The sequence below is a fragment of the Acinetobacter pittii genome, from assembly GCF_034064985.1.
GTDB lineage: Bacteria > Pseudomonadota > Gammaproteobacteria > Pseudomonadales > Moraxellaceae > Acinetobacter > Acinetobacter pittii_H.
Genome location: NZ_CP139249.1, coordinates 2,310,891 through 2,324,207 on the forward strand (window position 1 = coordinate 2,310,891; position 13,317 = coordinate 2,324,207).

A 13,317-nucleotide genomic window follows, 5' to 3' on the forward strand; every position below is an offset into this window, starting at 1 on the left:
CCATTTTAGAATTTATACATCGATACAAAGTTTACGCGTGATACATCAGCGGTTCTGCCATCAAATACTTCTCGTTTGCCTTGATGATATTCCATACCAATATCCATTTGCTCAATCGGTGAATAAAAGACGTTAGCTGCGTAGTCCGTTAAGCGTTTATTAGCATCTGGGTTGAGTTTGGCATAAGCCGTGTCGTCATCATAATCAAACATTGAAGCCGATAAGTTTGCACGCCATTGCTCATTAAATTTATATGAATAACCAATATTGATGCTATTCAACTTATTCATAACCAAATCTGTTTTGTCTTCGCTTAAAGAAAAATCACCCGCGGCATTTAAACTTGTTGAATTTGCCAACCCACTTTGGGTGGTATACGGCATAAATTTTTGATCACCGACAATATATTGATAATTTGCTTGTACTGATTGTTGTGGCGTGAGTTGATATTTTAAACCGCCTCCAGCACCCCAGCTTACTTTCTTCACCGTGGCAGTTGCGACATCTGTAGACTTTTCATTAATAAAGCCTTGAGCAAGTGCTGTTAAAGGACCTTGTTTAAAAGTATAGCGACCCGTTAAAGTTGGAAATGCCGAGACTCTCGAACCTGTATATTCCAAAGCTACTTTTAAATCATTATTGCCATCAATTTTCCAGTCATAGCGAATTTGAGGAGTACGCGTATAAGAGGTGCCCACAAATTGCGTGTAATCGACAGCTTCTGTACGAGTTTCCATGTTAGACATGAGTGACCATGTTTGACCAAAGGTCCAATCTTTATAGGTAAAAAATGCATGACGGATACGGAATTTACCATCTCCCGTTCCCATGTTAGAGCTATCAAAGAAATCGGCTTCAATATTTCCCGTTACTGCTTTATTTGGGCTATTAAAATAAACACCGAGTCGGCTTGCATTAATCATGGCATCAGAGCGCGCATGGTTTGAACGCTTTTCATTTTCAAAAGGTGTTCGGTATAGACTGCTGGTTGTTCTACCGCCCGAGTCAGGTGATGATTTAAAATCAACCGCTGCATCAACACGTGCAATACCGTAAACCTTCACATTATCTGTCCAAGTGACCCATGAAGGAGCAACAGGCTTTTCTGTTACCGTTGCTTTAGTTTTTTCAATGTTCTCTTCGATCTTTACCTGTTTGACCTGTAAATTATTTTGAGTTTGTTTCTGAGCAGCAAGTTCTGCTTTTAATTTTTGCAGCTCGGTTTCTAGCAAATTAATTCTTTGTTCTGTCGTATCTGAAGAATTTGCAAAAATAGTCCCTGAAGCCGCAGCGCAAGCTGCAGCTAAAATTAATTTTTTCATCTTTTAATCCTTAAAGAAGCGTTTTTCCGTGTGTAATTTAGGCTACACGTGCATCGATTAGTTCACAGTCTGTGACTGCCTGTAATTCTTCGAAACTTAAGCCTTCGACTATTTCCGTGACATAAGCTTTTTGGTCTTTGAGTTCAATAATGCATAAATCGGTATAAATACGATTAACACACTGCTCACCCGTCATTGGATATGTAATTTCCTTTACAATTTTGGACTCACCTTTTTTAGTGACATGTTCCATATAGACATAAATCGTTTTCGCGCCGACTGCCAAATCCATAGCACCGCCGACCGCGGGTACATCATCTGCTTTACCTGTATGCCAATTTGCCAAGTCCCCATTTACCGCAACTTGGAATGCGCCAATTACACAAATGTCCAGATGGCCGCCACGCATAATGTCAAACGAGTCACCATGATGCATAAAACAACCACCATCTAATAAAGTGACAAGTTCTTTTCCAGCATTAACCAAATCTTGATCTTCTTCACCCGGTTGTGGCGGCGGCCCAAAAGCCAAAACCCCATTTTCCGAATGTAAAAAGATTTCTTTGTCTTTTGGCAAAAATTTAGCAACGTTGGTCGGTAAGCCAATACCTAAATTGACATAAGAACCTTCCGGAATGTCATAAGCAATGAGTTTGGCAATATCTTCACGAGAACGCTTTTGAACTGACATTAGATATCTCCTACTTTTACAACGTGCTGAACAAAAATTCCCGGTGTAATAATGCACTCTGGGTCAAGCGTTCCTAGCTCTACGGTATCATTCACTTGAACAATCGTGGTCTTGGCGGCTTTTGCCATAATTGGGCCGAAATTGCGGGCCGCTTTGCGGTAAGTTAAATTGCCCCAGCGATCGGCTTTATCGGCATAAATCAGTGCAAAGTCAGCTTCAAGTGGATATTCAAGCACATAGTTCTTACCGTTGATGGCTCGGGTCTCTTTACCCTCGGCAACTTTGGTGCCATAACCAGTCGGCGTAAAAATAGCGCCTAAGCCTGCGCCAGCTGCCTGAATACGACATGCCAAATTACCTTGTGGAACCAGTTCCAACTCAATTTTTCCTGCTCTATATAAGTCTTGAAAAACGGTTGATCCCGCAGATTTTGGAAATGAACAAATCATTTTTTTAACGCAACCGGCAATAATGAGCTTGGTTAAACCACGATCACCCGAAGCCGCATTGTTATTTACAATCGTCAGTTCTTTTTTCCCTAAATCGATTAAGGCTTCAATTAATTCAGCAGGTTGCCCTGTCACACCGAACCCGCCTGTCATGATGGTTGCACCATCAGGAATAGCTTTTAAAATCGGTTCAATGTCACTGGTGATTTTATTTATCATCTCACTTGTCCCTTTTCATCCTTAATTTAAGGTGACAGATTGATCTGTCACTCTGCCTTTTGCGGGTTAAATAGTCGGTCTTTAATAAATAACAATGGGATTACACCGCAGATAAAATAAGCCGCAGCCATCACCAAGAGCCCTAAGCCAATAGAACCGTTTTGCGATAGAAAACCAATTGTTAATGGAGAGAAAATAGAAAGTACTTTTCCAATATTATAAGCACCACCCACTGCCGAGCCTCGAATAGAAGTCGGGAAACTTTCTGTCATATAGGTGGCATTAATTGCGTATGGAATACCGTAAAGGAAACCGAAGAACAGCATCATCCATAAAATGTTGGTTGGTGTATTTAAATAGACAATGACCGGAATAAATAAGGCTGTCCCAATGGTTCCGAAAGCGAATACAGCGCGGCGCCCTAATTTGTCGGCAACGATCCCTGCAATCACTTTGGCAAACATCATAATCAGGAAAGTACCGACCATATACATGGCCATTTCTTTAAACTTGATGCCTAGATCAGACTCTAAATAAGCCGGTAACCAGTTACTTACGCCGTAATAACCAAACTGCAATGCACCCGTACTAATAATCCAAAGCACAAACATGGTGCCATGTTTTTTATCTCTTAAAATCTCAAGATATGGATTTTGGCGTTTTTTAGGTTGGTTGCTTTGAGCGACTTCTAGCGCTTTTAATTGACGCGCTTTTTTCCAAGACTCAGGTTCAGGTACGCAAAAGTGCATCAAAACTGACAACACCACAGGCGCAATTGCAATCCAGTAAAGGAAACGCCAGCCATGTTCAGGAATAATATGTCCAGCTAATAAAGTCGCGAGTAAAGAACCTAAGGTGTACCCCGTCATGAGAGTAGCTAAAACAGTCGAGCGATGTTTGGTTGGCACCATCTCAGACATTAAGATATTACAAGCAATATAAAGTGCGCCTAAGCCCATCGCTCCAAATGTTCTTAAAACTGCAAATTGCATATAAGAATCAGTAAAACCCAGCGCACTGGTTAAAACTGAAGAATAAGCAATAAAGAACACAATAATGCGAACCCGCCCAAAACGGTCACACGCCCAGCCACCAATCAAGCCACCCACAGCGGAACCAAAAAGCGTTAAGCTGCCTAGTGTTCCAGCTTGTACACCCGTCAAATGAAATTCTGTTTTAAGACTGGTTAGGCTCAATGCCAAAAAACCTAAGTCTGCCCCATCACACAACAATGTTAAAAAAGCGAATATAAATGCGGTAATCCAAATCTTTTTTGGTGTCTGGATAGCTTCACTGCTAGCCGTATTTTGGGTAACTGTTTCTGTTGTCATGTCCATATCCTCAGAAGGAACATGAGGCATCCAATGCCTCATGGCATTTGATTTTTTATTAGGCTGTAGCTTCCCTAATCATGTTTTTGGCAATAATAATTTGTTGAACTTGCGTGGTTCCTTCATAGAGACGGAACAAACGCACATCACGATAAAAACGCTCAATGGCATATTCACTGATATAGCCTGCACCACCGTGAATCTGTACACAGCGGTCAGCAACGCGTCCGCACATTTCAGTCGCAAACATTTTTGCGCATGATGCTTCTGTGCTAATGTTTTCGCCATTATCACGGCGGCGAGCTGCATCTAAAACCATACATTTAGCTGCATAAATCTCGGCTTTAGAGTCGGCAAGCATGGCTTGAATCAACTGGAAGTTTGCAATAGGTTGACCAAACTGTTTACGCTCAATCGCATAGTGCAAAGCGTCGTTTAACATACGTTCGGCAACACCCACGCTATAGGCACCAATGTGCAAACGCCCTTTATCAAGCACTTTCATGGCCGTTTTAAAACCAACACCTTCTATGCCCCCAATCAATGCAGAAGCAGGCACACGGCAATTTTCAAAAATCACATCACAAGTGTGCGAACCTTTTTGCCCCATTTTTTGGTCAATTTTTCCCAATGTAATGCCCGGTGTATTCGCTTCAACTAAAAAAGCTGAAATACCACCTGATCCTTTAATTTCAGGATTGGTTCGCGCCATTACGGTAAAAGTTGCAGCATGGGGTGCATTGGTAATAAAACGTTTGGTGCCGTTTAACACATAAAAGTCGCCATCTTTTACTGCACTGGTTTTTAAAGAGGCAGCGTCAGAGCCAGATTCAGGTTCGGTTAAACAGAATGAACCAATAATTTCGCCACTTGCGTAACGTGGTAAATATTTTTGCTTTTGCTCTTCTGTACCATCAATCAAAATTGCACTTGAGCCAATACCGTTATTGGTACCAATTAAAGAACGAAAAGCCGGTGAAGTTTGTCCAAGTTCAAATGCAACTCTGACTTCCTCTTCCATAGTGATGCCTAAGCCACCATATTCTTCGGGAATTGTGAGCCCGAACAAGCCTAGCTCACGCATTTGCTGCACAATGTCATCTGGAATTTTGTCTTTCTCTACCACTTCGTTTTCACGAGGGATCAATTCATTTTTTACAAAATCTCGAATTGTTGAAAGTAACTGCTCCAACATCCCTTCATCACGGATCATCTGTGATCTCCCTTTTTATGTATTTCCATCGCACCCATCAGCCATCTCCAGCTTGTCTGGATACCATGTTTTAAATCTTGTTTACTGCGGATGTATTTCATAGTACGAGAACGAAAATACAAATTTCAAGCTTTTTTGAAAATTAATTTCGTTAAACGAAATTTAAAATCAGACCATTACGTAATATCAATTACTTAGCTTATTTCATAGTTCATAATAGTTATAACAGACTAAATAAGACTTGAAATAAATTCCAAAATAAGCATCATAAAAGGAATATAGTTTTGATGTGCGAAACAAGGAATTCAAAAATGAGTGTATCAATAGGGAATAATTTCGTAGAAATCGACTTTTCTATTCAAAAAATAGCAATTGTAAAAATAAACCGACCTGAAGCAAAAAATGCACTGAATACAGAAGTTCGCAAACAACTAGCACAAGCTTTTACCGAATTAAGTTTTAACGATAAGATCAATGCGGTTGTACTCACAGGTGGTGAAGAGGTCTTTGCCGCAGGTGCAGATCTAAAAGAAATGGCAACCGCAACTTCAACAGAAATGTTATTGCGTCATACCGAACGTTATTGGAACGCGATTGCCCAGTGCCCTAAACCCGTGATTGCTGCCGTAAATGGTTATGCATTAGGGGGTGGCTGCGAACTTGCAATGCACGCTGACATTATTATTGCAGGTAAAGGCGCAACCTTTGGCCAGCCGGAAATTAAAGTCGGGTTAATGCCGGGTGCTGGCGGTACACAACGTTTATTCCGTGCTGTGGGTAAATTCCATGCCATGCGCATGATTATGACAGGCGCCATGGTGCAAGCCGAAGAAGCTTATTTGATTGGTCTTGTTTCACAAGTCACAGAAGATGATCAAACTATTCCAACTGCAATTCAAATGGCGCAGAGCCTTGCAAAAATGCCTCCTATTGCCCTGCAACAAATTAAAGAAGTTGCACTAATGAGCGAAGATGTTCCATTAAATGCAGGCTTAACGCTAGAACGAAAAGCATTCCAGTTACTGTTTTCGACCGAAGATAAAAATGAAGGCGTTCAAGCTTTTATCGAAAAGCGTAAGCCGTCGTATCAAGGTAAATAATTTAAAACGAAAATAACAAAGGAATGAAAATGGCCAGAAAAGTATTAATTAGTGCAGGTGGTTCAGGGATAGGACGATGCATTGCCGAGGCATTTTTAAACAATCAGGATGAAGTTTTTGTTTGTGATATCAATGCTAAAAGCTTAGAACAATTTCAACAAGATTATCCAAAGCTACACATATATACCTGTGATTTAGCCGACCATGAACAAATTAAACTGATGATTAGTCAAGCCATTCATAAACTTGGCGCTATTGATATTTTAGTCAATAACACAGGCATTTCAGGTCCGACCGTTGCAGCAGATGAGTTAAGTTTTGAAGATTGGAACACGGTGATTAATTTAAACCTGAATAGCACTTTTTTAATTACCCAGTTAGCCATTCCCTATTTAAAGCAAGCACAGGCAGGCGTGATTATAAATATGTCGTCTATTGCCGGACGCTTAGGCTATCCATACCGATTAGCCTACTCCACTTCAAAATGGGGGCTGGTGGGTTTTACCAAAACGCTTTCTATGGAACTCGGTGCAGACAATATTCGAGTTAACGCTATTCTTCCGGGTGCAGTCGATGGGGATCGGGTTCAACGCGTATTACAGGCCCGTGCCGATGTAGCGCATACCTCACTTGAAGAAGTGACTCAAAATGCACTGAAAAATCAGTCGCTCAAATATTTTGTCAATCCAAAGCATATTGCAGATTCATGCCTATTTTTAGCGTCAGATAGTGGTCGCTCAATTTCAGGACAAATCTTACCCATTGATGGTGATAAACAATGCTTAAGCTAAATCACCCAACCCTATTTTTCCGTTTAATTTCAAATATAGATTAATCATCAGGATGATCGACATGACTTATGATATTAAAAGCATGGCTGTGATTGGTGTAGGTGTCATGGGCAGTGGTATTGCTCAAATTGCTGCACAGTCAGGTCATACCACTTATTTATATGATGCCAAAGCAGGTGCAGCAGAACAGGCTAAAGAAAAACTGGCTGCTACATTTCAAAAGTTAGTCGACAAAAATAAAATTACATCTGAGCAAGCAGCAGCAGCAAATAGCCATTTAATTGTTGCTCATCAAATTGAAGATTTAAAAAATTGCGACCTCATTGTAGAAGCAATTGTTGAACGTCTCGATATCAAACAAAGCTTAATGCAGCAGCTTGAAGACGTTGTTTCGGATAATACTATTTTAGCCTCAAACACCTCTTCTCTGTCTATTACAGCCATTGCTGCAAACTGCAAAAAACCTGAACGTGTGGTGGGCTATCACTTCTTTAACCCAGTTCCACTCATGAAAGTGGTCGAGGTGATTCGTGGTTTAAAAACAGATCCACTTATCATTGATGCCTTAAATGATCTGTCTCGTGCATTTGGTCATCGCCCTGTTGTAGCGAAGGACACCCCTGGATTTATTATTAATCACGCAGGCCGCGCTTATGGCACCGAAGCGCTCAAAATTTTAAATGAAAACGTCTGTGATATTAGTGAAATTGATCGAATTTTACGTGACGGCGTTGGTTTTAGAATGGGTCCTTTTGAATTACTCGATTTAACTGGCCTTGATGTTTCTCATCCAGTCATGGAATCGATTTATCACCAATACTATGAAGAAGCCCGCTACAAACCAAACCCGCTCACCAAACAAATGCTAGATGCCAAACAACTTGGACGTAAAGTTAATCAAGGTTTTTATAACTATGAAACTGGTTCCAAAACAGGTGAACAACCTGCGAAGTTTGTAGAGCGTTTAGCACAATATCCAAAAGTTTGGATCGCTGCCGATTTCTTAGACGATAAAAAACAGCTCGAAGATTATTTAACTCAGCAAAATATTGCCTTAGACACTCATACTGAACCACAAACAGATAGCTTATGTTTACTCGCTTGTTATGGTGAAGATACAACTCAAGCGGCGACCCGCCTTGGGGTTAATCCAGAACAAGCTGTTGCTATAGACATGCTTTATGGCATTGCAAAGCATCGAACCTTAATGCCTTCACTTATTACCAAACCTGAATACCGACAAGCCGCTCACTCTATTTTCAATCTAGATGGAAACCTGGTGAGTATGATTAATGAAAGTATTGGCTTTGTTGCACAGCGCGTTTTAGCCATGGTCATTAATTTAGGCTGTGATATTGCCCAGCAAAATGTTGCCACTGTAGATGACATTAATGCCGCGGTACGTCTTGGCTTAGGCTATCCATTTGGCCCAATCGAATGGGGCGATCAAGTCGGTAGCGAAAAAATCTTACTCATTCTAAACCGTATAACCGCACTTACACATGATCCGCGTTACCGCCCTAGCCCGTGGTTACAGCGTCGTGTCGCACTTCGTTTACCTCTTACTTTTACTCACGAGTCTTGAAAAGGAATTTCTCAATGTTAAATGCATATATCTATGATGGTTTACGTAGCCCATTTGGCCGTCATGCAGGTGAACTTGCCTCAATTCGTCCTGATGATTTAGCCGCAACTGTCATTCAAAAACTACTAGAAAAAACTGGTGTTCCGGGTGCTGATATTGAAGATGTGATTTTAGGCGACACCAACCAAGCGGGTGAAGATAGCCGTAATGTGGCACGAAATGCGCTATTACTTGCAGGTTTACCTGTTACTGTACCGGGCCAGACGGTAAACCGCCTATGTGCTAGTGGTTTAGGTGCTGTGATTGACTCAGCACGTGCCATTACTTGTGGTGAAGGCGAACTCTATATCGCAGGTGGTGTAGAAAGTATGTCTCGCGCACCTTTTGTGATGGGTAAAGCCGAAAGTGCTTATAGCCGTGATGCAAAAATTTATGACACCACCATTGGATCTCGTTTTCCAAATAAAAAAATTATTGCTCAGTACGGCGGTCATTCAATGCCTGAAACGGGTGATAACGTTGCAGCCGACTTTGGTATTAGCCGCGAACAAGCTGATTTTTTTGCAGCTCAATCACAAGCCAAATATCAAAAAGCCAAAGAAGAAGGTTTCTTTGCCGATGAAATTACACCAATTGAGGTTTTCCAAGGCAAAAAATTACCGCCTAAACTCATTTCAGAAGATGAACACCCTCGCCCAAGCTCAACTGTTGAAGCACTCACAAAGTTAAAACCTCTATTTGAAGGTGGCGTGGTTACAGCTGGTAATGCCTCAGGGATTAACGACGGTGCAGCAGCACTTTTGATTGGTTCAGAAGCTGCCGGTCAAAAATATGGCCTAAAACCAATGGCAAAAATCTTATCAGCCGCGGCTGCGGGTATTGAACCACGCATTATGGGTGCAGGCCCGATCGAAGCCATTAAAAAAGCTGTTGCGCGCGCGGGGCTTACTTTAGATGACATGGATATTATCGAAATTAATGAAGCCTTTGCTTCACAGGTTTTATCTTGCTTAAAAGGTTTAAATGTTGATTTTAATGACCCACGTGTGAACCCGAACGGTGGTGCGATTGCGGTTGGTCATCCACTTGGTGCTTCAGGCGCTCGTCTTGCGTTAACAGTAGCGCGCGAGTTAATTCGCCGTAAGAAGAAATATGCCGTGGTGAGCCTATGTATTGGTGTAGGCCAAGGTCTTGCGATGGTGATTGAAAACGTTTCATAACCATTGAACCCGATATCCATTCATCACAACAGCGCAGTGATGAATGGATTTATTTTGCAGAGCGAAATATAATGGCAAAACTATTGCTTTAATTATATTTGAGGATCGAATGTCTCAAAACATGGAAACTGAAAAACCAATAAATTTTGATGAGATACGTTTAGATCCTATTTCGCATATACATCGGGAAAATAACCCGCAATTTATTGCTTCTTTAGCGCGCGGTTTAGAACTTTTAAGATGCTTTTCTGCAAATAATCAGGTACTTGGTAACCAAGAATTAGCAAAAATGACAGGTTTACCTAAACCGACCATTGCACGTATTACTAATACCCTTGTGTCATTAGGTTATTTAAAACAATTGCCTAACTCGACCAAATACACACTAGATATTGGCGTTTTATCTTTAGGATATGCAGCATTATCTAACATCTCGATTCGTAATATTGCTCATCAATATATGGAAGAGATGAGCCAGTATGTTCAAGCGCCTGTAGCAATGGCAACGCGTGATCGCTTAAATATGGTGTATATCGATGTTGTGCAAATTGAAACAGCCTTAAATATGCGCCGTCCAATTGGTTCGACTTTACCACTGCATAGCAGTTCTATGGGACGAGCATGTTTAGCTGCGACTCCTGAACGTGAGCGCAACTTTCTACTTGATGCATTGAAACAAAAAAATCCAGAAAACTGGCCAGCCATAAAACGCTCATTAGAACGAGCTTTCCGTGATTATCAAGATTATGGATATTGTTTGTCGTTAGGTGAGTGGCATAAAGAAGTGAACTCGGTGGCCGTACCTTTGGTTAGCTCTAAACATGGACTTTATGTTTTTAACTGTGGTGCGCCAAGTTTTCATTTAAATCCCGAAAAACTTGAAGGTGAAATTGGACCACGTTTAATCCACATGGTGCACAATATTCAAGATGCCTTGAATGAAACGCACTAATAACCGTACTCAAAACAGTCATGGTTGTGTTGATTAAGGTACCACTTTCATTATGACTAAGGCATGATGAAAAACGCACTCTATACCCCAACCATTATTTTAATGGCAATTGCCGCAGGCATTTGTACAGGTGGAAATTATTTTAGTCAGCCACTTATTCATTCAATTAGTGTAAGCCTAGATTTAACTGAAACAACTACAGCGTGGGTGCCAACTCTAGCCCAAATCACCTACGCATGTGGTTTACTCTTTTTAATGCCGTTGGGTGACATATTAGAAAAGCGCAAGCTGCTATTTATCTTTATGTTATTGGCTTCAAGTGGATTAATTATTAGCGGTTTTTCGCACAATATTTATCTTTTGCTGCTTGGCACTATCATTACTGGTCTATTTTCTAGTGCAGCCCAACTGTTGTTACCACTTGCTGCAAGTCTGGTTCCAATTCAACAAAGCGGCCGTGTCGTTGGCTTTCTCCTGAGTGGTCTGATGATGGGGGTTTTACTCGCCCGCTCTCTTTCAGGGCTGATGTCTACGCTTTTTGCATGGAATATTATTTATCTGGTCAGTGGTTTTCTGTTACTTATCATTGCCTTTATTTTGCATCGTAATATCGGGTTATTTCCACCGACTAAATCTGAAAACTATGCGAAAACTATTCGTTCTTTACCACAGATTTTTATTCAAAATCGTCGGTTAAGAACCAGAACTTACATTGGTGGTTTTACATTTGCTTGTGTAAGTTTAACCTTTACCACCATGTCGTTGCTTCTGGCTCCAGCGCCCTATTTTTTTAGTGACTTTACCATTGGCCTTTTCAGTTTTGTTGGGGTATTAGGGACGTTCGTTGCCAATTTCTCAGGTAAATTTATTGACCAAGGCTATATCCATAAAATTTCAATTTATTGCGGCATTGGGCTTATTATAAGTTGGATTCTTTTTTCACTTTTACCCTACCATTTTGCTTTTTATATTATTGCCTTACTTATTCTCTACGCTTCTCTTTCTGCTGTGCATGTCACCAACCAAAGTATTGTATTTAAACTTAATCAAGAATTACGCTCACGGTTTAATGCGATTTATATGACGGGTTATTTTGCTGGGGGCGCTTTAGGCACAACAGCGGGAAGCTATGCTTGGAAACATTACGGTTGGACAGGTGTCTGTATTTTAGGCTTAATTTTTGCCGTTGTATGTCTTTATTATTGTGTGCGTGATGCAAAAAATCAGCACAATTAAAACTTGTGCTGATCTTATATAAAATAGGCTAATAATGAGTTATAGAAGCGAGGATAAATCCTATAAAAGTCCTAATAACCGTCCGCGAATAATATCTTCTGCCTCTTTGACAATTCGGTTAACCAGTTCATCGCATGTCGGAATATCATGAATCAAGCTAGCCACCAACCCACATGACCATGCGCCAGCATTAACATCGCCATCAATCATGACTTTTGGATAGACGCCAGCCACTTCTTCAAAAATATCTTCAAACTTAATATTATCGCCGAGTGCCTTTTCTTTTGCCACAATTTTTTCTACAGCAGCATTATTCATAACGCGTTCTGTATTTCGCAAAGCACGCATAATTAAACGCGTATCTCTTTCGGTTGCATTCAAAATCGCCTGTTTCACATTTGCATGTACAGGAGCTTCCTGAGTTGCAATAAAGCGCGTTCCCATGTTAATTCCATCGGCTCCCATCGCTAAAGCCGCAGCAAGTGAACGCCCATCTGCCATACCACCTGAAGCAACAAACGGGATTTCTAATGCATCGGCTGCTAAAGGCAATAAAATCATATTTGGCACATCATCCTCACCAGGATGCCCACCACACTCGAAACCATCTACAGAAACTGCATCGCACCCAATTTGCTGTGCTTTTAAGCTATGTCGAACCGAAGTACATTTGTGAATTACTTTAATGCCAGCAGCCTTTAAATACGGCATGACTTGTTCAGGATTACGCCCCGCTGTTTCTACAACCTTTACCCCGCCTTTAATGATTGCTTCTACAAAACCTGGATAATCAGGGGTATTTACCGTAGGTAAAAAGGTTAAATTTACACCAAAAGGCTTGTCGGTCATTTCTCGGCAACGTGCAATTTCTTTTGCCAGATTTTCAGGTGTACGCTGAGTTAAGCCAGTAATAATGCCTAACCCACCCGCGTTAGAAACCGCAGCAGCCAGCTCTGCAAAACCAACATAATGCATACCACCTTGAACAATTGGGTGCTCGATTTCAAATAATTCTGTAATTTTGGTCTTCATATTCTTTCCACTCATTGTTTTATAGCTAGCTTCTCATTTCCTTAGCAGAGCTAGATGCTTATTTACGCATAAATCCTACCATCATTTAAAGTGATTTAAAGTAAAAATTCCACAATACAAAATTTTATACCACAATATAAAACATAATAATTGATAACGGAATTATTTTCCGATAG

12 protein-coding genes are annotated in these 13,317 nt (G+C 40.8%); 6 read left to right on the forward strand and 6 right to left on the reverse strand.

The genetic code is table 11. The features are described from left to right. Positions 1-5 precede the first annotated feature (5 nt). The 5 genes from dcaP to SOI76_RS11035 are packed head-to-tail and all read right to left on the reverse strand — an operon-like array spanning position 6 to position 5,225. On the reverse strand, positions 6-1,322 hold the full coding sequence (dcaP, locus tag SOI76_RS11015) for an outer membrane trimeric porin-like protein DcaP (protein ID WP_104080560.1): 1,317 nt from the start codon (positions 1,320-1,322) through the stop codon (positions 6-8). Between the two features lie 37 nt (positions 1,323-1,359). Continuing rightward, positions 1,360-2,013 (reverse strand): 3-oxoacid CoA-transferase subunit B, encoded by a 654-nt coding sequence (dcaJ, locus tag SOI76_RS11020; protein ID WP_104080561.1) that lies wholly within the window; start codon positions 2,011-2,013, stop codon positions 1,360-1,362. After that, entirely contained in the window at positions 2,013-2,681 is a 669-nt protein-coding gene (dcaI, locus tag SOI76_RS11025) for a 3-oxoacid CoA-transferase subunit A (protein WP_104080562.1), read from the reverse strand. Before dcaI ends, dcaJ begins: the two co-directional genes overlap by 1 nt. A gap of 47 nt (positions 2,682-2,728) precedes the next feature. Further along, on the reverse strand, positions 2,729-4,012 hold the full coding sequence (gene dcaK, locus SOI76_RS11030) for an MFS transporter (protein ID WP_017481548.1): 1,284 nt from the start codon (positions 4,010-4,012) through the stop codon (positions 2,729-2,731). 58 nt (positions 4,013-4,070) lie between these two features. Continuing rightward, positions 4,071-5,225, reverse strand: a complete 1,155-nt coding sequence (locus SOI76_RS11035; RefSeq protein ID WP_104080563.1) for an acyl-CoA dehydrogenase family protein — start codon at positions 5,223-5,225, stop codon at positions 4,071-4,073. A gap of 311 nt (positions 5,226-5,536) precedes the next feature. Here SOI76_RS11035 and dcaE point away from each other — a divergent pair, with 311 nt between their 5' ends. The 6 genes from dcaE (at position 5,537) to ygaY (ending at position 12,109) form a co-directional block, all read left to right on the forward strand. Further along, positions 5,537-6,325 (forward strand): enoyl-CoA hydratase, encoded by a 789-nt coding sequence (dcaE, locus tag SOI76_RS11040; protein WP_104080564.1) that lies wholly within the window; start codon positions 5,537-5,539, stop codon positions 6,323-6,325. 29 nt (positions 6,326-6,354) lie between these two features. Continuing rightward, a complete protein-coding gene (gene dcaG, locus SOI76_RS11045; protein ID WP_104080565.1) occupies positions 6,355-7,116 on the forward strand; it encodes an SDR family oxidoreductase in 762 nt (253 codons plus the stop codon). A 61-nt stretch (positions 7,117-7,177) separates the two neighbouring features. Next, the gene (gene dcaH, locus SOI76_RS11050) at positions 7,178-8,701 is read left to right on the forward strand and encodes a 3-hydroxyacyl-CoA dehydrogenase (protein ID WP_104080566.1); all 1,524 of its coding nucleotides are present in this window, start codon (positions 7,178-7,180) and stop codon (positions 8,699-8,701) included. Positions 8,702-8,715: 14 nt separating this feature from the next. Continuing rightward, positions 8,716-9,921 carry a 3-oxoadipyl-CoA thiolase gene (dcaF, locus tag SOI76_RS11055; RefSeq protein WP_104080567.1) on the forward strand — a complete coding sequence of 402 codons (1,206 nt, stop codon included), beginning with the start codon at positions 8,716-8,718 and terminating at the stop codon, positions 9,919-9,921. Between the two features lie 109 nt (positions 9,922-10,030). Further along, the gene (gene dcaR, locus SOI76_RS11060; RefSeq protein WP_087605680.1) at positions 10,031-10,873 is read left to right on the forward strand and encodes an IclR family transcriptional regulator; all 843 of its coding nucleotides are present in this window, start codon (positions 10,031-10,033) and stop codon (positions 10,871-10,873) included. 63 nt (positions 10,874-10,936) lie between these two features. After that, positions 10,937-12,109: an MFS transporter gene (gene ygaY / locus SOI76_RS11065; RefSeq protein ID WP_104080568.1), complete on the forward strand. Its 1,173-nt coding sequence runs from the start codon at positions 10,937-10,939 to the stop codon at positions 12,107-12,109. A gap of 60 nt (positions 12,110-12,169) precedes the next feature. On the opposite strand, the gene SOI76_RS11070 is transcribed toward ygaY, so the two are convergent. Beyond that, complete coding sequence (locus tag SOI76_RS11070; protein ID WP_104080569.1) at positions 12,170-13,141, reverse strand: NAD(P)H-dependent flavin oxidoreductase; 972 nt, start codon at positions 13,139-13,141, stop codon at positions 12,170-12,172. Positions 13,142-13,317 lie beyond the last annotated feature (176 nt).